The sequence below is a fragment of the Hydrocarboniphaga sp. FW305-C-57 genome, from assembly GCF_058783045.1.
This window is the reverse complement of record NZ_JBYSYG010000019.1, coordinates 37,604-60,119: the sequence shown is the minus strand read 5'-3', so window position 1 is coordinate 60,119 and position 22,516 is coordinate 37,604. Positions and strand designations below refer to the sequence as shown.

Here is a 22,516-nt window from a genome sequence, read left to right as displayed (position 1 = left end):
GGTTGGACTGCGCATCAAGGCAGTCGAGCACTGCTCACAGCGCCTTGACGAGCACCATCGAGTTGCGCTGCCAGTTGTAGAAGCGCCGGCGATCGTTGGGCAGGTCTTCGACCGCGCCTTGAACGAAGCCGTGCTCGATGAACCAGTGCGGCGTGTGCGTGGTGAGCGCGAACAGCGCGGTGAGTCCGAGCCGGCGCGCCTCGTTCTCGATGCGCGCGAGCAGCGAGGCGGCGCGGCCGCCGCTTTGATAGTCCGCATGCACGGCGACGCAGGCGAGTTCGCCCATGCGGCCATCCGGATAGGTGATCAGCGCCGCGCAGGCGATCACGATGCCGTCGCGCACCATGACGAAGAACTGGCCGATTTCGAGCTCGAGCTGTTCGCGCGAGCGCGGCACCAGGATGCCGGCCGCCTCGAGCGGCGCGATCAGCGCGAGCACGCCGCCGACGTCGTCGATGGTGGCCGGCCGCGTGGACTCGTAGTCGGCATCCGAATAGAGCATCAGGCCGGCGCCGTCGAGCGTGTAGAGCTCGCGCAGCAGGGCGCCGTCGAGCTCGGCGCCGAGCAGGTGCACGCGCGTGACGCCGGACTTGGAAGCCTCGAGCGCGGCGTCGAGGTAGGCGCGATCCTGGGCTTCGAGCGTCGGTCCGGCCAGCAGCAGCGCGGCTTCGGCCACGGTCAGCTGGCCGGCGTCGCCGGTGCCGTCGGCGAGCTTCCAGTCGTCCGGATCGCTGCCGACCACGAAGATGAGCTTGTCGGCCTTCAGCGCGGTGGCGACCGCGGTGGCGAGATATTCCGAGCGCAGGTTGAAGATCTCGCCGGTCGGCGAATAGCCCACGGGCGAGATCAGGGCGATGCGGTCGGCGTCGAGCTCGCGACGAATCGCCTCGGCGTCGATGCGGCGCACTTCGCCGGTGTACTGGTGATCGATGCCGTTGCGGATGCCGACCGGCTGCGCGGTGACCCAGTTGCCGCCGGCCACGCGGATGCGCGCCCCGCCCATCGGGGTGCTCGCGAGCGAGGTCGACAGCCGGGCCTCGATCTCGAGCCGCAGGGCGCCGACCGCGGCCTTCACGCAATCGAGCGCCGGCCGATCGGTGACGCGCTGGCCGTTCTCGAAACGCGAAACCAGGCCCTGCCGGGTGAGCTGGCGCTCGATCTGCGGCCGGGCCCCGTGCACGAGCACGAGCTTCACGCCGAGGCTCTGCAGCAGGGCGACGTCGTAGATCAGGCGTTCGAAATCGGCTCGCTCGGCGACCTCGCCACCGAAGGCGATCACGAACACGCGCCCGTTGTGCGCATGCACATAGGGCGCCGCGGCGCGCAGCGAGGCGACGAAGTCGGAGGTGATCATGGGTGCATTGTACTGATGCGACAGGGCCGGGCGCCTATAATCCGGCATGGACGACATACTGCCTTACGCCGATCTGGCCGCCGCGCTGAGCCGGCTCGGCTCCCCCGAAGAAGCTTCCGAATTCCACGGCACCCTCTGCGGCGTGTTCTGCTCCCAGGACGCCGCCGAGGTCGATCCGCTGGAACTGCTCGACATCCCGACCGAGGACATCCGCAACGACGACGAGGCCGAAGCCCTGCTGCAGACGCTTGCCGCGCAGACGCTGGAATCGCTGCTGTCGAGCGAAATGCACTTTGCCCCGCTGCTGCCCGACGACGACATTCCGCTGGCCACGCGCGTGCAGGCGCTCGCGCTCTGGTGCCAGGGCTTTCTCTATGGAATGTCGAGCCGCCGCCATGTCGACCTCTCCACGGTGTCCGAGGAGGCGCGCGAAATCATCGGTGACCTTTCGCAGTTCACCCAGGCCGGGCTCGATGCGGGTGACGACCAGGAGATCGAGGAGAGCGCCTACGTCGAGCTCGTCGAATACATCCGCGTCGGCGCGCAGCTGGTGTTCCTCGAACTGAACCCGTCCACGCACCCACCCGCGAACGACGGCTCCAAACCCACTTTGCATTGATTTTTAACGCCATGACACTCAGCACCCAGGACGCCCGTGAACACGCGCGCCGTCGCAAGGAACTCATGCGCCGCATCGGCAACGACGCCGTGGCGATCATTCCGTCCGCGTTCGAAGTGGTGCGTGCGCGCGACACGCACTACCGCTTTCGCCAGAACAGCGACTTCCAGTACCTGACCGGCTTTCCGGAGCCCGAATCGATCGCGGTGCTCGTGCCCGGACGCAAGGGCGGGGAGTTCGTGCTGTTCGTGCGCCGTCGCGACAAGGAACGCGAAATCTGGGACGGCCGCCGCGCCGGCCCGGAAGGTGCAGTCGAGCGCTACGGCGCCGACGAGGCCTACAACATCGACGAGCTCGAAGACCAGCTTCCCAAGCTGCTCGCCGGCCGCGAGACCGTGCACTACACGCTCGGCGAATACGCCGAACTCGATGCCGAAATCGCGGGCGTCATGCGGCATCTGCGCGAGGTCTCGCGCCGCGGGGCCACCGCGCCGACGACCCTCGTCGCGCTCGAGACCACGCTGCACGAGATGCGCCTGATCAAGTCCAAGGCCGAGGTCGCGCTCATGAAGAAGGCGGCGGACGTCTCGGCGCGCGCCCACGTTCGCGCGATGAAGGCGACGCGACCGGGCCGCTACGAGTGGCAGGTGATGGCCGAGATCCACAGCGAATTCGAAGTCGAGGACATGCAGCCCGGTTACGGCAGCATCGTCGGCGGCGGCGACAACGCCTGCATCCTGCATTACACCGAGAACAACATGCTGCTGCGCGACGGCGATCTGCTGCTGATCGACGCCGGCGGCGAGTATCGCGGCTACACCGCCGACATCACGCGCACGTTTCCGGTCAACGGCAAATTCAGCGCGGCCCAGCAGGCGGTCTACGAGGTCGTGCTCGAGGCCAACAAGCAGACGATCAAGACGCTCAAAGTTGGAGCTTCGGCCGGCAAGCCGCACGAAGTCGCCACGCGCATCCTGACCGAAGGCCTCGTCGAACTCGGCCTGCTCAAGGGCGATGTGAAAACACTGATCGCCGAGGGCAGGCAGCGCCAGTTCTACATGCACGGCACTGGCCACTGGCTCGGCATGGACGTGCACGACGTCGGCCGCTATCGCCTCGGCGGCAAGTACCGTCCGTTCGAGCCCGGCATGATCATGACCGTGGAACCGGGCCTCTACATCGCGCCCGGAACCGAGGGCGTCGACGAGAAATACTGGGGCATCGGCATTCGCGTCGAGGACGACGTGCTCGTGACCGACGATGGTCCCGAAGTGCTGACCACCGGCGTGCCGAAAGAGATCAAGGACATCGAAGCGCTGATGGCGAAGGCGGCCTGATGCGGTCCTTGTTGCGCATCGCGGTGACGGGCCTCGCGCTGCTGCTGGCGGCCTGTGGTTCGACGCCGCCGAAAGCGGATACCGCCGCGCTGCGCGACCTCGTCGAGCAGACCGAACTGAGCTTCGCGCGCAGCATGGCCGATCGCGATTTCGCGACGTTCGAAGCGCTGTTGTCCGACGAAGCGGTGTTCCTGCAAGACGGTGGTGCGCTGCGCGGCAAGGCCGCGATTTCCGCAGCCTGGAAGCCGTATTTCGCGCCGCAGCAGGCGCCGTTTTCGTGGAAACCCGAGCGCGTCGAGGTCCTCGATTCCGGCACGCTCGCGCAGACCAGCGGGCCGGTGCTGAATCCGCAGGGCCAGGTCATCGGGCGCTTTCACTCGGTCTGGCGGCGCGAGGAATCGGGCGGCTGGCGCATCGTCTTCGATGACGGCGACGCGGTGGCGCTTTGCGGTCCGAACGGAGCCGCGCCATGAGTGTCGAGCGCGTCGACGTCGCGATCATCGGTGGCGGGCTGGTCGGCGCGAGCCTTGCAGTCGCGCTTGCGCCGCTCAAGCTGCGCGTGCTGCTGATCGAATCGCAGACGCCGCCGGCGTCGAAGCCGAGTTGGGACGAGCGCTGCATCGCGCTCAACGCGGCCTCGCAGCGCATCGTCGAAGGGCTCGGCCTGTGGCCGGCGCTGTCGGCCGACGCCGAGCCGATCACTTCGACGCATATCTCCGAGCGCGGACGCTTCGGTGTCGCGCGTTTCACTGCGGAAGAAGCCGGTTTGCCGGCGCTCGGCTACAACGTGCCGTTGCGCGCGATCGGTGCGACCTTCGCCGCCCCGTTGCCGGACATCGACGGCCTGCAGCTGCTCGCTCCGGCGCGCCTGCAGCGCCTGCAGCTCGGCGACAATGAAGCGGTTCTCGGTATCACGAGTGCCGACGGCGAGCGCGAAGTGCGCGCGAGCCTGGTCGTCGCGGCCGATGGCGCGCGCTCGACCGTGCGCGAACTGCTCGGCATCGGCGCCGAGAGCCGCGACTATCGCCAGAGCGCGATCGTCACCGCGGTGCGGCCCAAGCGCGCGCACGCGGGCGTCGCCTATGAACGCTTCCTGCCGACCGGGCCGATCGCGCTTCTGCCCAAGCCCGACGACGAGTTCGGTCACGCCTGCTCGCTGGTCTGGACCTTGCCGTCGGAACTGCATCGCGAAGCTCTGGCGCTCGACGAGGCAAGTTTCATTGCGCGTGCGCAGGACGCTTTCGGCGAGCGGCTCGGACCGTTTCGTGCGCTCGGCAAGCGCATGGCGTATCCACTCGAACGGGTCATGAGCGAGCGTCTGTCGGCGCCGCGCGTGCTGCTCGTCGGCAATGCGGCGCAGTCGCTGCATCCGGTCGCGGCGCAGGGTTTCAATCTCGGGTTGCGCGATGTCGCGACGCTCGCCGAGACGCTGACCGAAGCCAGCGGCGGCGATCCGGGATCGCCCGAGCTGCTCGCGCGCTATCAGAGCCGTCGCGAGCGCGATCGGGCACGGGTCGCCGATTTCACCGACGGGCTCGTGCGCCTGTTCTCGAACGCGGTGCCGGGCCTGCGCGGGCTGCGGCATCTGGGCCTGCTGATGCTCGACCTGACGCCGCCGCTACGTCAGGCCGTGCTCGATCAGAATCTCGGCTACGGCAGCGCCGCACCGAAGCTGGCGCGTCGTCATGGCTGAGCGCTGCGAGATCGCCATCGTCGGTGGCGGCGTGGTCGGCGCGGCCACCGCGCTCGCCTTGACCCGGGCCGGTTTCGACGTGCGCCTGCTCGAACGCTCGGCCACGCCACCGACGCCTGGCGAGGATTACGATCCGCGCGTCTACGCGATCTCGCCGGCTTCCGCGCGCTGGCTGCGCGAGCTTGGCGTCTGGCAGGCGATGCCGGCGAATCGGCTCGGCGCCTACGAATCGATGCGCATCTGGGAGTCGAGTCCCGAGCGCGCGCTGAGCCTCGACGCCGCCGACATCGGCGACGCGGCGCTCGGCTGGATCGTCGAGCAGTCTCAATTGTTGTCGGCGATCTGGTCGGCCCTGCCGGCCGGCGTCGCCGAGCCGCGCTGCGATGTGACCGCCGCGGATATCGAGGCGACCGGCGCCACGCTGACGCTCGCCGATGGCCGCAGGCTGCAGGCCGAACTCGTCATCGCGGCCGAAGGCGCGCTGTCTCCGCTGCGCGAGCGCGCCGGCATCGCGACCGCCGAACGGCAGTACGAACAGCTCGCACTCGTGACGCATCTGCGCTGCGATCGCGAGCACGGTGGCGTGGCGCTGCAGCGCTTTCTGCCGGGCGGGCCGCTGGCGTTCCTGCCGCTCGCGGATGGACGTCGCTCGATCGTCTGGTCATTGCCGCCCGACGAGGCCGAAGCCCTGCGCACGCAGCCGGCCGAGGCGTTTCACCAGGCGCTGTCGTCGGCGATCCAGTTCGAAGTCGGCGTCATCAGCGAATCGAGCGCGCGCTTCACGTTTCCGCTGCGCCTGCTGCACGCGCAGCAGTACGTGAAGGACCGGCTCGTGCTGATCGGCGACAGCGCGCATGTGGTGCATCCGCTGGCCGGGCAGGGCGTCAACCTCGGGCTCGGCGACGCCTCGGCGCTGGTCGCGGAACTGGCTGCCGCGCGCGAGGCCGGCAACGACTGGACTTCGGCTCGCCTGCTGCGTCGCTACGAGCGCTCGCGCAAGGCCGACAATCTCGAAATGCTCGCGCTGACCGATGCGCTCGATCGCGCGTTCCGTGGCGGCTCGGCGGGCCTGTCGAAAGTGCTCGATTTCGGGCTTTCGCTGCTCGATCGCGTCGACCCGATCAAGCGGCTGCTGATCCGGCGCGCGATTTCCTAGATCAAGGTGCGCTGCCGTCGGCGCGAGCCTTGGACTGCCAGAGCGACCAGAGCACGCCGACGATGAGCGAAGCGTTGTCGTCGCGTTCGAACAAGGGGCTGTCCTCGTTGGCCGCGCCCTTGTGGTTGTAGTAGCGTGCGGCGGCGAAGCCTGAAACGCGTGGCGTGAACGCATAGGTCAGCCGCGTCCCGATCGACGACCCCAGATAACCCGCCGAGGCGGAATACGCCGGCCTCTGGCCCTCGATCTCGTATTGCGGCTCCACTTCATAGAAGTATTCGTGCAGCGCCGCGGTGGCCCAGTCGCTGCCGATCGACAGGCGCAGCGTGAGCCGATCCTCGTGCAGATAGCGGCTCGTCAACGACAGCTCGGGCGCGAACGTCGCGCCGCGGCTGCGCAGATCGGAACCCACTGAAAACACCGCGCGCACGGGCAGATCGAGCTGCAGTTTCGAGCGCGGAGTGGGGCCGTCGAAACTCAGACGCAGGTTCGGCCCGATCTCGACCAGATAATCGAGATCGGGCATGCCGCGCCGCGCACCGGAATTGCTCGAATTGCTCGACAGCGCGCCGCCGCCCGAAAAGCCGAGCTCGATGTTCGGTGTGAAGCGATGGCGCAGGCGCGAGCCCTCGTCGTCGGCCTGCAGCACGCGTCCGCGGTAGACGAAATACGGTGCCGGTAACGCGAGCGTGCGGTAGTCGTCCGAAGCCGGATAGTTCGGCGTGATGAAGGCCAGTGCGCCGATGCCGACTTCCCATTTCGGACGATCCGGCACTTGTGCGGGCACGTCGTCGATCGATGGCAGGGCCTGGGCGAACGCCGTCGCGGAGAGCAGCAGCAGTGACAGCAGTCCGGAGCCGGACACAGCGCGGGCGAAACGCCCGCTGGGGCGGGTCGTGATCTCGAAAGTATTCAGGCGGAAACCTTTTTGCGTGATGCTGGCTTGCGGCTCGAACCATAGCGCGCCCGCGGCTCCTGCACGCCGGCAGGGGGTGTGTCGGACTGCAGGTGTGAGCGCAGCCAGGCGGCGAAGTCCGCCTCGGAGAGGCTGCCGTCGGCGAGGGCGATGATCGTTAGATACTTTTCGTCCGCGCTGGCTTCAAGACGGGCGTGGTTGAGCGCGAGAAAAGTGCGGTAGGAAACAAAGGCCGTGCGCTTGTTGCCGTCGACGAAGGCGTGATTCTTCGCAAGGCCATGTGCAAGGCTGGCCGCGAGTGCCGCCAGATCGGGCGGCGGATCGCCATATGCGAACAGCTGCTGCGGGCGGGCGAGGGCGGATTCCAGCAGCCCGGCATCGCGCAGCCCACTGCTACCGCCGTGCTCGGCGATCTGGCGATCGTGCAGCATCATCACGAGTGGCTTTTCGACCCAGACGATCAAGTCCATGTGGAAATGCTCAGCTGTCGGCGAGTTTGCGCAACACCGTGCGGTCTTCGCGCATCACCCGCTCGGCCACCTCCATCTGCGCGGCGAGCGCCGGATCGTGCGGCATGAGCTTGATGCCGTCGGGCGTCTCGGCCGCGTACAGCACGTCGCCCTTGTCGACGCGCAGGCGCGCGAGCAGCTCCTTGGGCAGCAGTACGCCAGCCGAATTGCCGACCGCGATGATCTTGAGTTCCATGAGCGTGCCTCCGTTCTGTATAACCGATGTTATAACCGGTTCGCGGATTCGTCGAGGGCCGGTCCGAACGGAGGCCGGGCTCGATGCGTTGGCCGTCGCGATCGGGCACGCAAGTCTGGAGCGAGGCGCGGGCCTCGCGTAGACTCGCGCCAGTTACAACGCACAAGCAGTGCGCGAGAGTCCGGTCCGAAGCAAGGCGCTTCGAGGCCGGCACCGAAGGCGCAAATCCGCCCGGAATCGCTCAGGTACCAGGAGCGCACTGCGAGTTCACCGATCCGTCCGGGTCGGTGTGCAGCACAATCTGGAGAGCGGCGGTCATCAGGCCGTCCACCGATGGGGCACGGCTGCGAGGTTCGCAGTCTCAACTCTCAGGTCCGAAGCGGTTTTCGGAAGGACAGATGGGGCGGACGAACGAGCGAGCCGGCGAGGCGTGACGCCCCGGGGCTCGATGTCGTCCACTTTGTCGAGAGAGTCGAACGCATGCTCAAACAGACGGTTCTTCATTCCGAACATCAGCGCCTGGGCGCCAAGCTGGTCGACTTCGCCGGCTGGGACATGCCGATCCACTATCAGTCGCAGCTCGATGAGCATCATGCGGTGCGCACGGGCGCCGGCATGTTCGACGTTTCGCACATGTCGGTCATCGACCTCAAGGGGCCGCGCACGCGCGAGTTCCTGCGCAAGCTGCTCGCCAACGACGTCGCCAAGCTGCAGACCGTCGGCCGCGCGCTCTACAGCTGCATGCTGCGCGAAGACGGCGGCGTCATCGACGACCTGATCGTCTACCTGATCGCCGAAGATCGCTTCCGGCTCGTCGTCAATGCGGGCACCACGCAGAAGGATCTCGATTGGGTTCGCGATCAGGCGCCCTTGTTCAGCGTCGGCGCCCAGCAGCGCAGCGATCTCAGCATTCTGGCCGTGCAGGGGCCGCAGGCGCGCGAGATCGTCGGCCGCCTTTTGCAGCCCGAACTGCTTTCGGCCAACGCGGCCTCGCTGAAGCCCTTCAATGCGGTTTTCCACGGCGAAACCTTCGTCGCGCGCACCGGCTACACGGGCGAGGACGGCTACGAGCTGATCCTGCCGCATGCCGAACTCAAGACGCTGTGGACGCAGTTGCTGGACGCCGGCGTGAAGCCCTGCGGACTCGGTGCGCGCGACACGCTGCGCCTCGAAGCCGGCATGAATCTTTACGGCCAGGACATGGACGAATCGACGCACCCGCTCGAATCGGGCCTCGGCTGGACCGTGGCCTGGACCGAAGGGCGCGACTTCATCGGCCGCGCGGCGATCGAGCCCTACGCCGTGAACGGCACGCCGCGGCTGCTTGCGGGCGTGGTGCTCGAAGGGCGCGGCATCATGCGCGCGCACATGAAGCTGCGCTTCGCCAACGGCGCGGTCGGTGAAACCACCAGCGGCGGCTTCGCGCCGACGATGAAGCAGTCGATCGCGCTCGCGCGCATCGACGCGAGCGCCGACGGCGCCTGCGAAGTCGAGATTCGCGGCCAATGGGTGCCCGCACGGCTGGTCAAGCCGCCGTTCGTGCGCAACGGCAAAGTTCTGGTCTGAGCGTCGGTTTCGGCCTGCGTTCCTATCGTTTTCGTAGTTCCTCACTCAAAAATTTTTCGGAGACGCCTCGATGAGCAACATCCCCGCCGATCTCAAGTACGTCGCTTCGCACGAATGGATCAAGACGCTGCCCGACGGCACGCTGCTGATCGGCATTACCGACCATGCGCAGGCCGCGCTCGGCGACTTGGTGTTCGTCGAAGTGCCGCAGGTCGGCCGCAAGCTCGCTGCGAACGAAGCCTGCGCGGTCGTCGAATCGGTGAAAGCCGCGTCGGACGTCTACGCGCCGGTCGCCGGCGAAGTGGTCGAGGTCAACGAGGCGCTGGCGGGCGCTCCCGAGCTGCTCAACAGCGATCCCTACGGCGAAGGCTGGATGTGGAAGCTCAAGCCCGCTGACATCGGCAGCGTCGCCGATCTGCTCGACGCGGCGGGCTACGCGAAGTCGATCGAGTCCTGAGTCCTCATTCGGCTGCGCCCTCGCGTGAGGGCGCGCATCAACGAACGCAACCGAGTCCCGGCATGCCCTTCATCCCCCATACCGAAACCGACATCGATGAAATGCTCGGTGTGATCGGCGCGAAAAGCTTCGACGCGCTGTTCGACGAGATTCCGGCCGAGCTGCGCTGCGGCGCCTTGCAGCACGTACCGCATCGGCTCACCGAAATGGAGGTCGCGCGTCTCATGCACGGGCGTGCGCACCAGGACCGGCGCGGGCTCAATTTCATCGGCGCGGGCGCCTACGAGCATCACATTCCGGCCGCGGTCTGGGAGATCACCACGCGCGGCGAGTACTACTCGGCGTATACGCCGTATCAGGCCGAGGCGAGCCAGGGCACGCTGCAGCTGCTCTACGAATACCAGAGCATGATGACCGCGCTGACCGGCATGGACGTCAGCAACGCGTCGATGTACGACGGTGCATCGGCGCTCGCCGAAGCGGTGCTGATGGCCGAGCGCAGTCACAAGGCCGGCAAGCGCAAGGTGCTGGTGCCGCGCACGCTGCATCCGCTCTATCGCAAGGTGCTGTTCGCGATCATCGATGCGCAGCAGATCGAGATCGTCGAGCTACCGCACGATGCGCACGGCCGCACCGATCTCAAGGCGATCGAGAATCTCGAAGCGGGCAGCTTCACGAGCCTGGTCATCGCACAGCCGAATTTCTTCGGCGTGCTCGAAGACGTCGATGCGCTGACCGATGCGGCGCGCGCGAAGGGCGCGATGGTGATCGGCGTCGTCAACCCGGTGTCGCTCGCGCTGATCAAGCCGCCCGGTGAGTGGGGCGCGACCGGCGCGGACATCGTCTGCGGAGACGGCCAGCCGCTCGGTGCGCCGCTGTCCTCGGGGGGGCCGTACTTTGGTTTTCTGACGGCCAAGCAGGCCTTCGTGCGGCAGATGCCGGGCCGCATCGTCGGTCGCACGGTCGATCTCGACGGCAAGACCGGCTACACGCTGACCCTGCAGGCGCGCGAGCAGCACATTCGCCGCAGCAAGGCGACTTCGAACATCTGCACCAACCAGGGGCTGCTCGTCACCGCGGCGACCATTCACATGTCGATCCTTGGCGCCGAAGGCCTTGCGCGCGTGGCCTCGGCGAGCCTGCAGCACACCAACGAACTCGTGCAGCTGCTCATCGAGCTTCCGGGCGTGCGCAAGGTCTTCGATGCGCCGGGCTTTCACGAAGCAGCGATCGCGCTGCCGAAGCCCGTCGCGCCGGTGCTCGAAGCGCTCGCGATCGAGCACGGCATTCTCGGCGGCTTCGATCTGTCGAGCGATTTCCCCGAACTCGGCCACGCCGTGCTGATATGCGCGACCGAAACCAAGACCCCCGCCGATCTGCGGCACTACCGCGATGCGCTCGCTGCCGTGCTCGCGAAGGCCTGATCGGGAGACGATGAAATGACCTTGCTCCAGAACACGCTCATCGACAACGACCTGCTGATCTTCGAACGCGGCTCCAAGGGCCGTGGCGCGGAAGCCCAGCGCCCGTCGACTCCAGCCGATTTCACCGCAGTTCCCGAAGCGCTGCGCCGCAAGCGCGCGCCTGCGCTGCCGGAGGTTTCCGAGCTGCAGGCCGTGCGGCATTACACGCGGCTGTCGCAGAAGAACTTCTCGATCGACACGCACTTCTATCCGCTCGGCTCGTGCACGATGAAGTACAACCCGCGTGCGTGTAACACGCTCGCGATGCTGCCCGAGTTCCTGCAGCGCCATCCGCTGTCTCCGGCTTCGCATAGCCAGGGCTTTCTGGCCTGCATGTACGACTTGCAGGAGATTCTGAAGGACGTCACCGGCATGGCCGGCGTGAGCCTGACGCCGATGGCCGGTGCGCAGGGCGAGTTCGCGGGCGTGGCGATGATTCGCGCGTATCACCTCGCGCGCGGTGATCACGGTCGCACCGAGATTCTCGTGCCCGATGCGGCGCACGGCACCAACCCGGCGACCGCGACGATGATGGGTTACGTCTCGCGCGAGATTCCGACCAATGCCGAAGGCGACGTCGATATCGAAGCGCTCAAGGCCGCGGTCGGTCCGCAGACGGCCGGCATCATGCTGACCAATCCGAGCACGCTCGGCGTGTTCGAGCGCCGCATCAAGCAGATCGCCGCGATCGTGCACGAAGCCGGCGGCCTGCTGTATTACGACGGCGCGAACCTCAACGCGATCCTCGGCCAGGTGCGTCCGGGCGACATGGGCTTCGACGTCATCCACATGAACCTGCACAAGACCTTCAGCACGCCGCACGGCGGCGGCGGTCCGGGCGTGGGCGCGGTCGGCGTGAGCAAGCGCCTGCTGCCGTTCATGCCGATTCCGGTCGTCGGAAAGGACGGCGAGAGCTTCCGCTGGCTCGACGAAAAGGATCTGCCGCAATCGATCGGCCGCCTGTCCGCGTTCATGGGCAACGCCGGCGTGCTGCTGCGCGCTTACGTCTATGCGCGTCTGCTTGGCCGCGAAGGCATGCACCGCGTCGCCGAGTTCGCCACGCTCAACGCCAATTACCTGCAGGCGCGGCTCAAGGACAAGGGCTTCGATCTCGCGTTTCCGGGTCGTCGCGCGAGCCACGAATTCATCGTCACGCTCAAGCGCCAGAAGCAACAGATCGAACTGACCGCGACCGACGTCGCCAAGCGCCTGCTCGACTACGGCTTCCACGCACCGACGGTGTATTTCCCGCTGCTGGTCCCCGAGTGCCTGCTGATCGAGCCGACCGAAACCGAAGACAAGCAGACGCTCGACCTGTTCGTCGATGCGCTCGTCGCGATCTGGGACGAAGCGAAGCACGACATCGCCTACGTCAAGGGCGCGCCGTACACGATGCCGGTACGCCGGCTCGACGACGTGCGCGCCGCGCGTCAGCTCGACATTCGCTGGCAGCCCGCGAGCTGAGGCCGAGGAGCGGCCCGTTCGTGAAGGTCTCGCCGACGGTCTTGCGGCTTGTGGTCGCCGTCCATCGTCTGCCCAAAGCCGCAGGGTCTGCGGGCCGATGATTTCACTGGACGTGGGCCCCTGCGTTTGAGCAGACTTGCGGACGAGACGGCAAGGGAATGCGCTTTGGGGGCGCCGCCCGACTAGCCGTCCGACAAAACACTCTGGTCAGGGGAATCAACGAATGAAGCAGTGGACGACCAGCCTCGGGCTGGCGGTGTCCGTCGTGCTGAGCGGCTGCGCGACGGAAAGCCATCGGACGCTCGAGGTGCCGAAGGTGGCCTCAGCCGGTACGGTATATCAGGGCGCGCGCAGCCCGATCGCGGTCGGGAAGTTCGACAATCGCTCGAGCTATCTGCGCGGCATCTTCTCCGATGGCGCCGATCAACTTGGTGGCCAGGCCAAGACCATCCTGATCACGCATTTGCAGCAGACCGGCCGTTTCAGCGTGCTGGATCGCGACAACATGAGCGAGATCGGCCAGGAAGCGAAGATCAAAGGCGCGGCACAGGCGCTCAAGGGCGCCGATTACGTGGTGACCGGCGACGTCACCGAGTTCGGCCGCAAGGAAGTGGGCGACCAGCAGCTCTTTGGCATCCTGGGTAGTGGCAAGCAGCAGATTGCCTACGCCAAGGTCAATTTGAACATCGTCGATGTGGCGACCTCGGAAGTGGTGTTCTCGTCGCAGGGCAGCGGCGAATACAGCCTGTCGAATCGCGAAGTGATCGGCTTCGGCGGCACAGCGAGCTATGACTCGACCCTCAACGGCAAGGTGCTCGATCTGGCTATTCGGGAGGCAGTCAATACGCTCGTTTCGAGCATCGATGCCGGGAGTTGGAAGCCCGTCAAGTAGGCAGGCTCTAGCGTGATCCTCGCGGGGAGCGGTGATCGCGCGGCGCAAGCATCATCACAGGGGGAAGCAATGAAACGGGTCTCATACGGGCGAGGCGGCGTTCTGCTGCTTGCCACCATGCTCACGGCTTGCGTGCAGCAGCCCAAGCCGCTGTATCACTGGGGTAGCTACCAGCCTCAGGTCTACAACTATTTCAAGGGCGATGGCGAACCCATCGACAAGCAGCTCGTCGAGCTCGAAGCCACGGTGCAGAAGGCACAGGCCAAGGGTGAACGTCTTCCACCGGGCTTCAATGCTCATCTGGGCCTGCTGTATTTGAAATCCGGGCAAGTCGACCGTGCGCAACAAGCGTTTCGCACCGAAGAAGCCGCCTTTCCGGAGTCCAAGCCGTACATGGACTTTCTGCTCACCCGTTTCAAGCAGGGCAAGGGGTAGCTCATGTCGCTCTTTCGGATGATTCGGGGCGTGAAAGTCGCTCCTTCTGCTCTATTGTGGCTGTCGGCTCTGCTGCTGACGGGCTGCGCCACCCAGGCTTCCTACGATTACACAGCGTTCCGCGCGAGCCGCCCTCAAACGATTCTGATCCTGCCGCCAGTCAACGGCTCGACCTCGGTCGAGGCGAGCTACAGCATGCTTTCGCAGCTGACGATGCCACTCGCCGAGTCGGGTTATTACGTGCTGCCGGTGACGCTCGTCGACGAGACTTTCCGCCAGAACGGCCTCAGCAATCCGGCCGACGTGACCAATGTGCCGGTCGCCAAGCTGCACCAGATTTTCGGTGCCGACGCGGCGCTATACATCAACATCACGCGCTACGGCACCTCGTACAAATTGATCAGCAGTGAAAGCGTGGTAGCCGCCGATGCCAGGCTCGTCGATCTGCGCAGCGGCAATCTGCTTTGGGAGGGCAATGCGAGCGCTTCGAGCGCCGAGAGTCGCGGATCGTCTGGAGGCGGTCTGGTGGGGATGCTGGTCGAGGCGATCGTGCAGCAGATCGTCGAAAGCTCCACGGATGCAAGCCACGGCGTTGCCGCAATCACCAGCAGTCGCTTGCTGACGGCGGGCCGCCCGGCAGGACTGCTGTATGGCCCCCGATCACCCAATTATCAGAAGGAGTGAGATTCGCGCCATCTCTGAACGTGGGCCTGGCTGCATCGAATCGCCGTAGAACGCTTTCCTGCACGAAAAAGCCTCGCCGCGTATGCTTGGCTCAGACGAACGGGACCGATAACGAAGACGAGGGAAAGCTGTGAGCGTTCTGATCAGCGGTTCGATGGCGTACGACACCATCATGGTGTTTCCGGGTTACTTCAAGAACGAAATCCTGCCCGACAAGGTGCACGTATTGAACGTGTCGTTCCTGGTGCCGCAGCTGCGTCGCGAGTTCGGCGGCTGCGCGGGCAACATCGCCTACAACCTGCACCTGCTCGGCGGCGATGCGCTGCCGATGGGCACGGTCGGCAAGGACTTCGACGCCTACAAGTCCTGGATGGACAAGACCGGCGTGTGCCAGGACCAGATCCTGCGGCTCGACGATCACTACACCGCGCAGGCCTACATCACCACCGATCTCGACGACAACCAGATCACCGCCTTCCATCCGGGCGCGATGAGCGAGGCGCATCGCCAGATCGTTCCGGCCAAGGGCATCAAGCTTGGCACGGTGTCGCCGAACGGACGCGAGGGCATGCTCCAGCACGCGAAGCAGTTCGCCGAGGCGGGCATTCCGTTCATCTTCGATCCTGGCCAGGGCATGCCGATGTTCAACGGCGAGGACCTGCGCGGCTTTCTCGACCAGGCGACCTACGTCGCGGTCAACGACTACGAGGCCGAGGTGCTGATGTCGCGCACCGGGCTGTCGCTCAAGCAGATCGGCGAGCGCGTGGAAGCGCTGATCGTCACGCGCGGCGGCAAGGGTTCGGAGATCTTCACCAGGAAGAAGCTCCACGAGATTCCGTGCGCCAAGGCCGAATCGCTGGCCGATCCGACCGGCTGCGGCGATGCCTACCGCGGCGGCCTGCTGTACGGCATTTCGAAGGGCTTGGACTGGGAAACCACCGGCCGCATCGCCTCGCTGATGGGGGCGATCAAGATCGAGCGCCTCGGTCCGCAGAACCACAGGTTCACGCCCGAGAGCTTCGCCGAGCGCTTCAAGGAAGAGTTCCGCTACGACTTCGCCTGAGTCGCGGCGTCGAACTGCAACAGCGAGCTCATCATCGGTTCGATCATTGGCTTGAGCGCACCGCAATCCTCGGTCGGACTCGCTTTCACCTTGAGTGCGGTGAGCAGCGCGTTGAACAGTTCCAGCCGCGGGTTCAGCGCCGAATCCGGCAAACCCACGGCGGACGGCACCAGCGCGCGCACGATCTGGCGCTGACGCTCGAGCATCTGCTCGTTGGCCTGGTGCATGAGTTCGGCGATCTTGGGGTTGCGCTCACCCTCGGCGAGGATTTCGAGATACAGGGCGCGCTCGCGACGGCGGGCGTCGAGTTCGGATTCGTCGCCGCGGGCCGCCAGTGCCGCGATCAGGTTGGAATCGCGCGCTGCTTCGGTCATGCGCTCGCACATTTCGGCGACCTTGGTCTCGACGATCGCGGCGATCAGCGCTTCCTTGGCCGGAAAGTAGTGGTAGATGTGGCCGACGCTCATGCCGGCGGCCTCCGAGATCTGCGCCACGCTCGCCCCGTGGAAACCTTTCTCCTCGAAGCAACGAATGGCGGCGTCGACCAGCTGCTGGCGGCGCGGCTTGCCTTCTGCGGCGCCGTCCTGGGCGTGGCCTACTGACCGTTTCGGGCGGGTGGGGCGCATCGGTTCCTCGCTCAACCGCTTGAATCTCGTGTTACCTACGCTTGTGAGATCGGCGATCGGTGACTAGAATGAGCGTTCATTCTAATCAAAGCCGTCATCAAGACGGAAGTGGCAACGGTTATAGAGGAACGATGAGGCGCGCAGACTCGCAGCGCCTCGTTCGAAGGACGCGAGCGCTCTGAGAAGGAACGTAAAAGATGAACAAGAAAGCTCTCCTTTTGGCCGCGGCTGCCCTGGCTGTGCTCGCGGGCTGCAAGAAGAAGGATGGGGAAGGCGCTGCGCCACCGCCTCCACCGGAAGTCGGGACGCTGACTCTGCAGGCCGCCCCCCTCACGCTGACGCTCGACCTGCCTGGCCGAACCCTGCCGTACCGCGTGGCCGAGGTGCGCCCGCAGGTCAGCGGCGTGGTGCTCAAGCGGCTGTTCCAGGAGGGCGGGGAAGTCAAGGCCGGCCAGCCGCTGTACCAGATCGATCCGGCGCCGTTCCAGGCCGCGCTCGCGAGTGCGCAGGCCGCGCTCGCACGGGCCGAGGCGACCGCGGTCATGTCCAAGTCCGTCGTCGATCGCTATCAGCCGCTGGTCGACACCAACGCCGTCAGCAAGCAGGAATACGACAACGCCGTCGCCAGCCTGCGTTCGGCCGAGGCCGACGTCGCGTCCGCCAAGGCGCAGGTGCAGACCGCGCAGATCAATCTGACCTATACCAGGGTGCTGTCGCCGATCGCCGGCCAGGCCGGCCGTACGCTGGTCACCGAAGGCGCGCTCGTCACCGCGAACCAGGAAGCCTCGCTGGTGGTGATCCAGCAGCTCGATCCGATCTACGTCGATGCGGTGCAGCCGAGCGTGACGCTGCTGAACCTGCGTCGCCAGCTCGCCAGCGGCAAACTCAAGCGCGCCGGTGAGAACGCGGCCGAAACCAAGCTCAAGCTCGAGGACGGCAGCGACTACGGCCCGGCCGGCAAGCTGCAGTTTTCCGAGGTCACGGTCGAGCCCGGCACCGGTTCGGTGACCTTGCGCGCCATCTTCCCGAACCCCGACAAGCTGCTGCTGCCGGGCATGTTCGTGCACGCGACGGTCGAGCAGGGCGAGCAGGCGCAGGCGCTGCTGGTTCCACAGCAGGCGGTTACGCGCAACCAGAGGGGCGAGCCGACCGCGCTCGTGGTCGGGGCCGACGGCACCATCGCCGAACGCCAGCTCAAGACCGATCGCGCCGTCGGTGCCGACTGGCTCGTCAGCGAGGGCCTGGCCGCGGGTGATCGCGTGATCGTGCAAGGTTTGCAGAGCGCACACCCCGGAGCCAAGGTGACGCCACGCGAAATGACGCGTGAGCAGCTCAGGGCGGCTTCGGGTGCCCAAGCCCAGGCTGGCAAGGCGCCTGCGCAGGGCGCCGACGCTTCCAAGTCCAACCAGCACTAAGGCGCGATCATGGCCAGTTTCTTCATTGATCGCCCGATCTTCGCCTGGGTACTCGCCCTGGTGACGATGATGGCCGGCGGCTTTGCGATCTACAAAATGCCGGTCGCCCAATATCCCGCCATCGCCCCGCCGGCGGTGTCGCTGACCGCCCAGTATCCGGGCGCTTCGGCCGAAACCGTGCAGAGCACCGTGGTGCAGGTCATCGAGCAGCAGATGAGCGGCCTCGACGGGCTCATGTACTTCTCGTCCTCGAGTGCCAAGGACGGCAGCGCGACGATCACGCTGACGTTCAAGCAGGGCACCAATCCGGACATCGCGCAGGTGCAGGTGCAGAACAAGCTGAGCCTGGCGACGCCGTTGTTGCCGCAGGAAGTGCAGCAGCAGGGCATCCGCGTGGCCAAGGCGACTCGCAACTTCCTCGTCGTCGTCGGCCTGGTTTCGCGCGACGGCAGCATGACCGGGCGCGACATCGCCGACTTCATCGTCTCGCGCGTGCAGGACCCGATCAGCCGCACGCCGGGCGTCGGCGACTACCAGGTCTTCGGCAGCCAGTACGCGATGCGCATCTGGCTCGATGCGGCCAAACTCAATCAGTACGCGATGGTGCCGTCCGACGTCGCAGCCGCGATCCGCTCGCAGAACGTGCAGCTGGCCTCGGGTGAAATCGGCGGCCTGCCGTCGGTTCTCGAGCAGCAGCTCAACGCGACCGTGATCGGACCGACGCGCTTGCAGACTCCCGAGGAGTTCGGCGCGGTGCTGCTCAAGGTCAACGCCGACGGTTCACAGGTGCGCTTGCGAGATGTCGCCCGCATCGAACTCGATGGCGAGAACATGTCCCTGGGCGCCAAGTACAACGGCAAGCCGGCCACGGGCATGGCGATCCGACTGGCATCGGGGGCCAACGCGCTCGACACCGTCGACGCCGTGCGCGCGACGATGGAGCGGCTCAAGCCGCTGTTCCCCGAGGGGCTCGAGGTCATCTATCCGTACGACTCCACGCCGTTCGTCAAGCTGTCGATCGAAGAAGTGGTGCAGACGCTGTTCGAGGCCGTGCTGCTGGTCTTCCTGGTGATGTATCTGTTTCTGCAGAACTTCCGGGCCACGCTGATCCCCACGCTGGCGGTGCCGGTGGTGCTGCTCGGAACCTTCGCCATCCTCATGGCGGCCGGCTTTTCGATCAACACGCTGACGATGTTCGGCATGGTGCTCGCCATCGGCCTGCTCGTCGACGATGCCATCGTCGTCGTCGAGAACGTCGAGCGCGTGATGCACGAGGAGCATCTGTCGGCCAAGGAGGCGACCAAACGCTCGATGCGACAGATCACCGGCGCACTCGTCGGCATCGCGCTGGTGCTGTCGGCGGTGTTCCTGCCGATGGCCTTCTTCGGCGGATCGACCGGTGTCATCTATCGTCAGTTCGCGATTACCGTGGCCTCGGCGATGATCCTGTCGGTGATCACGGCGATCGTGTTCACACCGGCTTTGTGCGCCACCTTGCTCAAGTCGTCGAACGGCGAGCATCGCGAGAAGAACCGCTTCTTCACCTGGTTCAACAAATGGTTCGACCGTGGCAACAACCGCTACATGAGCACGGTGACGTCGATGGTCGGCCGCACCGGCCGCTTCATGCTCATCTACATCGTCATCGTCGGCGGCCTGGTGTTCCTGTTCACGCGGATCAACACCTCGTTCCTTCCGGACGAAGACCAGGGACTGATGTTCGCGCTGGTGGTTTCGCCGCCCGGCGCGACGCTGGCGCGCACCGAGACTTCGCTGACGCAGGTGCGCGAGTACTTCCTCGAGCATGAGGCCGATTCGGTGCAGGGTGTGTTCACGGTCGCCGGCTTCAGCTTCGCCGGCCGCGGTCAGGCTTCGGGCATGGCCTTCGTGCGGCTCAAGGACTGGTCCGTGCGCAAGGGAAATTCGAAGAGCGTGGCGGCCATCGCCGCTCGCGCGATGGCGCACTTCTCCAAGGCCGTGCCGGATGCCCAGGCTTTTGCATTCGTCCCCCCGGCGATCAACGAACTCGGCAACGCCACCGGCTTCGACTTCGAGCTGCTCGACCAGGCCAACCAGGGCCACGAGAAGCTCGCCCAGGCGCGCATCCAGCTGCTGCAACTCGCTGCAAAGGACCCGGTGCTGATGGGTGTGCGCCCGAACAACCCGAACGATGAGCCGCAGTACAAGCTCGAAATCGATCGCGAGCGCGCGAGCGCCCTCGGGCTGACGATCGCGGACATCAACAGCACGCTCTCCGCGGGCTGGGGTTCGAGCTACGTCAACGACTTCATCGATCGTGGCCGCGTCAAGCGCGTCTTCATGCAGGGCGATGCGCACACCCGCATGCTGCCTGAGGATCTCGGCAAGTGGTTCGTGCGCAATGCGAGCGGCGAGATGGTGCCGTTCTCGGCGTTCGCGACCGGCCATTGGGTCTACGGTCCGCAGCAGCTCGATCGCTACAACGGCACACCGTCGGTCGAGTTCCTCGGCCAGGCCAAGCCGGGCTATTCGACCGGCGATGCGATGGCCGCGATGGAAGCCCTGATGCAGAAACTGCCGCCGGGCTTCGGCTTCGAATGGACGGGCCTGTCGTATGAAGAACGCCTGTCGGGTTCGCAGGCGCCGGCGCTCTACGCGGTCTCGCTGATCGTGGTGTTCCTGTGTCTTGCCGCGCTGTACGAGAGCTGGTCGATTCCGGCTGCGGTGATGCTCGTGGTGCCGCTCGGCGTGCTCGGCGCGGTGGTCGCGACCTTGCTGCGCGGCCTGTCGAACGACGTGTTCTTCCAGGTCGGCCTGCTGACCACGGTCGGCCTGTCGGCCAAGAACGCGATCCTGATCGTCGAGTTCGCCAAGGAGAACTTCGAGAAGGGCGAGGATTTGATCAAGGCTACCGTGCATGCGGCGCACCAGCGCCTGCGGCCGATCCTGATGACTTCGCTGGCCTTCGGCCTCGGCGTGATGCCGCTCGCACTCGCCACCGGCGCGGGCGCCGGCGGCCGCGTCGCGATCGGCACCGGCGTGCTCGGTGGCGTCGTCGCGGGAACCGTGCTCGCCATCTTCTTCGTGCCGGTGTTCTTCGTCGGCGTGATGAGGCTGACCAGGGCCAAGCGGCCGAGCGAGCGCGAGCACTCCGGTGCGGGCGACACGGCGGGAGAGCACTGAGATGAGTGATTCCATGCGCAAGACTTTCAGGCTCGAGGCCTTCGCCGCGTCGCTCGGCGCGGCGCTGCTGGCGGGCTGCACGCTCGCCCCGCATTACGAACCGCCGGCGGCTCCGATCGCCACGCAGTACGACGCCGTTTCGGTCGCTGATGCGACCGGGGCGGTGCCGGCGAGCGCGGTCGGCTGGCGCGAGTTCTTCACCGATCCGACGCTGCAAGGCCTGATCGATACGGCGCTGCGCAACAACCTCGACCTGCGCGAAGCCGCGCTCAACGTCGAAGCCGCGCGTGCGCAATACCGCATCCAGCGCAGCGAACTGCTGCCGACGCTCAACGCGACCGGCAGCGGCAACGTGCAGAAGACGCCGACATCGGCGCTCGGCTTCGGCTCGTCGGCGGGCGGCGGCGGTGGCGCCGATTCGATCATCATCCGCGCCTACAGCGCGGGCATCGGCGTGACCTCGTACGAGCTCGATCTGTTCGGCCGCATTCGCAGCCTCAACAAGGCGAGGCTGGCCGATTTCCTGGCGCTCGAGGAAACGCGCCGCAGCACGCAGATCAGCCTGATCGCGCAGGTGGCGAGTTCGTACTTCGCGCTGCTGGCCGACGAGCGCCTGCTCGCGGTCACGCGCTCGACGCTCGAAAGCCAGCAGTCCACGCTCACGCTCACGCAGCAGCGCGTGGACGTCGGCGTCGCCGATGCGCTGACGCTGCGCCAGGTCGAGACCTCGGTCTATACCGCGCAGGCCAACCTGGCCCGCTACGAGCGCCAGGTGAAGCAGGATCGCAACGCGCTCGCGCAACTGCTCGGCGTGCCGAGCCTGCCCGAGAATCTGTCGGCCGAAGGCGGGCTCGACGAGCAGCGCCTGGCCGTGCAGCTCGCGCCGGGCCTGCCGTCCGAGCTGCTCGTGCGTCGTCCGGACATCCTCGCGGCCGAGCACAGCCTGATCGCGGCGAACGCCAACATCGGCGCGGCGCGCGCGGCCTTCTTCCCGAGCATCACGCTGACCGGCACCTACGGCTCCACGAGCCCCGATCTCGACGGCCTGTTCAAGAGCGGAACCGAGTCCTGGAGTTTCTCGCCGAGCATCAGCATTCCGATCTTCGCGGCCGGCGCCAACAAGGCCAACCTCGATCTCGCACACGTGCAGAAGGACATCAACGTCGCGCGCTACGAAGCGGCGATCCAGACCGCGTTTCGCGAAGTGGCCGACGCGCTCGCCGCGCGCTCGACCTACGACGAAGAGCTCAAGGCCCAGCAGGGCCTGGCCGATGCGGCGAACGAGAGCTTCAAGCTCGCCAACCTGCGCTACGAGCGCGGCGTCGACAGCTACCTCACGGTGCTCGATTCGCAACGCTCGCAATACACCGCCCAGCAGTCGCTCGAAACGCTCAAGCTCGCGCGCCTGCAGAACCTCGCGACGCTGTACAAGGTGCTCGGCGGCGGCTGGAGCGAGTCGGCGCAGGCGCGCACGGCCGAAGCGCAGGACTAGAGAGTCGCATCGCTGTG

21 protein-coding genes and 2 riboswitches are annotated in these 22,516 nt (G+C 66.2%); of the genes, 16 read left to right on the top strand and 5 right to left on the bottom strand.

Features of this window, described 5'->3' with window-relative positions:
• Positions 1–34 precede the first annotated feature (34 nt).
• A complete protein-coding gene (argA, locus tag AC3WUM_RS24285; RefSeq protein WP_492413778.1) occupies positions 35–1,354 on the bottom strand; it encodes an amino-acid N-acetyltransferase in 1,320 nt (439 codons plus the stop codon).
• A 46-nt stretch (positions 1,355–1,400) separates the two neighbouring features.
• Between argA and AC3WUM_RS24280 the strand changes: the two genes are divergently transcribed.
• From AC3WUM_RS24280 to AC3WUM_RS24260, 5 genes are read left to right on the top strand one after another with little or no spacing between them, the layout of a single operon-like run.
• Positions 1,401–1,973: a UPF0149 family protein gene (locus AC3WUM_RS24280; protein ID WP_492413776.1), complete on the top strand. Its 573-nt coding sequence runs from the start codon at positions 1,401–1,403 to the stop codon at positions 1,971–1,973.
• A gap of 11 nt (positions 1,974–1,984) precedes the next feature.
• On the top strand, positions 1,985–3,310 hold the full coding sequence (pepP, locus tag AC3WUM_RS24275; protein WP_492413774.1) for a Xaa-Pro aminopeptidase: 1,326 nt from the start codon (positions 1,985–1,987) through the stop codon (positions 3,308–3,310).
• On the top strand, positions 3,310–3,783 hold the full coding sequence (locus tag AC3WUM_RS24270; protein WP_492413772.1) for a YybH family protein: 474 nt from the start codon (positions 3,310–3,312) through the stop codon (positions 3,781–3,783). Before pepP ends, AC3WUM_RS24270 begins: the two co-directional genes overlap by 1 nt.
• Positions 3,780–5,003 carry a 2-octaprenyl-6-methoxyphenyl hydroxylase gene (gene ubiH, locus AC3WUM_RS24265; protein ID WP_492413770.1) on the top strand — a complete coding sequence of 408 codons (1,224 nt, stop codon included), beginning with the start codon at positions 3,780–3,782 and terminating at the stop codon, positions 5,001–5,003. The genes AC3WUM_RS24270 and ubiH overlap by 4 nt, the downstream gene beginning before the upstream one ends.
• On the top strand, positions 4,996–6,159 hold the full coding sequence (locus AC3WUM_RS24260; RefSeq protein ID WP_492413768.1) for an FAD-dependent oxidoreductase: 1,164 nt from the start codon (positions 4,996–4,998) through the stop codon (positions 6,157–6,159). The genes ubiH and AC3WUM_RS24260 overlap by 8 nt, the downstream gene beginning before the upstream one ends.
• Before the next feature lies 1 nt (position 6,160).
• Here AC3WUM_RS24260 and AC3WUM_RS24255 read toward each other — a convergent pair whose 3' ends face one another.
• From AC3WUM_RS24255 to AC3WUM_RS24245, 3 genes are read right to left on the bottom strand one after another with little or no spacing between them, the layout of a single operon-like run.
• A complete protein-coding gene (locus AC3WUM_RS24255; protein WP_492413766.1) occupies positions 6,161–7,024 on the bottom strand; it encodes a MipA/OmpV family protein in 864 nt (287 codons plus the stop codon).
• Positions 7,025–7,071: 47 nt separating this feature from the next.
• Positions 7,072–7,539 (bottom strand): type II toxin-antitoxin system death-on-curing family toxin, encoded by a 468-nt coding sequence (locus tag AC3WUM_RS24250; RefSeq protein WP_492413827.1) that lies wholly within the window; start codon positions 7,537–7,539, stop codon positions 7,072–7,074.
• 16 nt (positions 7,540–7,555) lie between these two features.
• Complete coding sequence (locus AC3WUM_RS24245) at positions 7,556–7,780, bottom strand: AbrB/MazE/SpoVT family DNA-binding domain-containing protein (protein ID WP_007183440.1); 225 nt, start codon at positions 7,778–7,780, stop codon at positions 7,556–7,558.
• Between the two features lie 162 nt (positions 7,781–7,942).
• Positions 7,943–8,047: riboswitch (glycine riboswitch) on the top strand.
• Between the two features lie 24 nt (positions 8,048–8,071).
• Positions 8,072–8,188, top strand: a riboswitch (glycine riboswitch).
• Between the two features lie 72 nt (positions 8,189–8,260).
• Here AC3WUM_RS24245 and gcvT point away from each other — a divergent pair.
• The 8 genes from gcvT to AC3WUM_RS24205 all read left to right on the top strand — a co-directional run bounded on the left by gcvT (position 8,261) and on the right by AC3WUM_RS24205 (position 15,804).
• Positions 8,261–9,346 (top strand): glycine cleavage system aminomethyltransferase GcvT, encoded by a 1,086-nt coding sequence (gene gcvT / locus AC3WUM_RS24240; RefSeq protein ID WP_492413764.1) that lies wholly within the window; start codon positions 8,261–8,263, stop codon positions 9,344–9,346.
• Between the two features lie 70 nt (positions 9,347–9,416).
• The gene (gene gcvH / locus AC3WUM_RS24235) at positions 9,417–9,803 is read left to right on the top strand and encodes a glycine cleavage system protein GcvH (RefSeq protein WP_492413762.1); all 387 of its coding nucleotides are present in this window, start codon (positions 9,417–9,419) and stop codon (positions 9,801–9,803) included.
• 62 nt (positions 9,804–9,865) lie between these two features.
• Positions 9,866–11,227 (top strand): aminomethyl-transferring glycine dehydrogenase subunit GcvPA, encoded by a 1,362-nt coding sequence (gcvPA, locus tag AC3WUM_RS24230; protein ID WP_492413760.1) that lies wholly within the window; start codon positions 9,866–9,868, stop codon positions 11,225–11,227.
• A gap of 51 nt (positions 11,228–11,278) precedes the next feature.
• A complete protein-coding gene (gene gcvPB, locus AC3WUM_RS24225; RefSeq protein WP_492413825.1) occupies positions 11,279–12,730 on the top strand; it encodes an aminomethyl-transferring glycine dehydrogenase subunit GcvPB in 1,452 nt (483 codons plus the stop codon).
• A 223-nt stretch (positions 12,731–12,953) separates the two neighbouring features.
• Positions 12,954–13,622, top strand: a complete 669-nt coding sequence (locus AC3WUM_RS24220; protein WP_492413758.1) for a CsgG/HfaB family protein — start codon at positions 12,954–12,956, stop codon at positions 13,620–13,622.
• 69 nt (positions 13,623–13,691) lie between these two features.
• Complete coding sequence (locus tag AC3WUM_RS24215) at positions 13,692–14,057, top strand: DUF4810 domain-containing protein (protein WP_492413756.1); 366 nt, start codon at positions 13,692–13,694, stop codon at positions 14,055–14,057.
• 18 nt (positions 14,058–14,075) lie between these two features.
• Entirely contained in the window at positions 14,076–14,741 is a 666-nt protein-coding gene (locus tag AC3WUM_RS24210) for a DUF799 domain-containing protein (protein ID WP_492413823.1), read from the top strand.
• Between the two features lie 130 nt (positions 14,742–14,871).
• On the top strand, positions 14,872–15,804 hold the full coding sequence (locus AC3WUM_RS24205; protein WP_492413754.1) for a carbohydrate kinase family protein: 933 nt from the start codon (positions 14,872–14,874) through the stop codon (positions 15,802–15,804).
• Here AC3WUM_RS24205 and AC3WUM_RS24200 read toward each other — a convergent pair.
• Entirely contained in the window at positions 15,789–16,430 is a 642-nt protein-coding gene (locus AC3WUM_RS24200) for a TetR/AcrR family transcriptional regulator (protein WP_492413752.1), read from the bottom strand. The genes AC3WUM_RS24205 and AC3WUM_RS24200 overlap by 16 nt on opposite strands.
• 197 nt (positions 16,431–16,627) lie before the next feature.
• Here AC3WUM_RS24200 and AC3WUM_RS24195 point away from each other — a divergent pair, with 197 nt between their 5' ends.
• Genes AC3WUM_RS24195 through AC3WUM_RS24185 form a run of 3 tightly spaced genes read left to right on the top strand, consistent with a single transcriptional unit; the run spans position 16,628 to position 22,499 of the window.
• A complete protein-coding gene (locus AC3WUM_RS24195) occupies positions 16,628–17,845 on the top strand; it encodes an efflux RND transporter periplasmic adaptor subunit (protein WP_492413750.1) in 1,218 nt (405 codons plus the stop codon).
• A 9-nt stretch (positions 17,846–17,854) separates the two neighbouring features.
• A complete protein-coding gene (locus AC3WUM_RS24190) occupies positions 17,855–21,007 on the top strand; it encodes an efflux RND transporter permease subunit (RefSeq protein WP_492413748.1) in 3,153 nt (1,050 codons plus the stop codon).
• Position 21,008: 1 nt separating this feature from the next.
• Complete coding sequence (locus AC3WUM_RS24185; protein WP_492413746.1) at positions 21,009–22,499, top strand: efflux transporter outer membrane subunit; 1,491 nt, start codon at positions 21,009–21,011, stop codon at positions 22,497–22,499.
• Positions 22,500–22,516: the final 17 nt, after the last annotated feature.

Coding starts and splice junctions, on each gene's coding strand:
- AC3WUM_RS24190 (WP_492413748.1), top strand. CDS start 17,855: ATGGCCAGTTTCTTCATTGATCGCCCGATCTTCGCCTGGGTACTCGCC.
- gcvH (WP_492413762.1), top strand. CDS start 9,417: ATGAGCAACATCCCCGCCGATCTCAAGTACGTCGCTTCGCACGAATGG.
- AC3WUM_RS24195 (WP_492413750.1), top strand. CDS start 16,628: ATGAACAAGAAAGCTCTCCTTTTGGCCGCGGCTGCCCTGGCTGTGCTC.
- gcvT (WP_492413764.1), top strand. CDS start 8,261: ATGCTCAAACAGACGGTTCTTCATTCCGAACATCAGCGCCTGGGCGCC.
- AC3WUM_RS24260 (WP_492413768.1), top strand. CDS start 4,996: ATGGCTGAGCGCTGCGAGATCGCCATCGTCGGTGGCGGCGTGGTCGGC.
- ubiH (WP_492413770.1), top strand. CDS start 3,780: ATGAGTGTCGAGCGCGTCGACGTCGCGATCATCGGTGGCGGGCTGGTC.
- AC3WUM_RS24200 (WP_492413752.1), bottom strand. CDS start 16,430: ATGCGCCCCACCCGCCCGAAACGGTCAGTAGGCCACGCCCAGGACGGC.
- argA (WP_492413778.1), bottom strand. CDS start 1,354: ATGATCACCTCCGACTTCGTCGCCTCGCTGCGCGCCGCGGCGCCCTAT.
- AC3WUM_RS24280 (WP_492413776.1), top strand. CDS start 1,401: ATGGACGACATACTGCCTTACGCCGATCTGGCCGCCGCGCTGAGCCGG.
- gcvPA (WP_492413760.1), top strand. CDS start 9,866: ATGCCCTTCATCCCCCATACCGAAACCGACATCGATGAAATGCTCGGT.
- AC3WUM_RS24185 (WP_492413746.1), top strand. CDS start 21,009: ATGAGTGATTCCATGCGCAAGACTTTCAGGCTCGAGGCCTTCGCCGCG.
- AC3WUM_RS24215 (WP_492413756.1), top strand. CDS start 13,692: ATGAAACGGGTCTCATACGGGCGAGGCGGCGTTCTGCTGCTTGCCACC.
- AC3WUM_RS24220 (WP_492413758.1), top strand. CDS start 12,954: ATGAAGCAGTGGACGACCAGCCTCGGGCTGGCGGTGTCCGTCGTGCTG.
- pepP (WP_492413774.1), top strand. CDS start 1,985: ATGACACTCAGCACCCAGGACGCCCGTGAACACGCGCGCCGTCGCAAG.
- AC3WUM_RS24245 (WP_007183440.1), bottom strand. CDS start 7,780: ATGGAACTCAAGATCATCGCGGTCGGCAATTCGGCTGGCGTACTGCTG.
- AC3WUM_RS24270 (WP_492413772.1), top strand. CDS start 3,310: ATGCGGTCCTTGTTGCGCATCGCGGTGACGGGCCTCGCGCTGCTGCTG.
- AC3WUM_RS24210 (WP_492413823.1), top strand. CDS start 14,076: ATGATTCGGGGCGTGAAAGTCGCTCCTTCTGCTCTATTGTGGCTGTCG.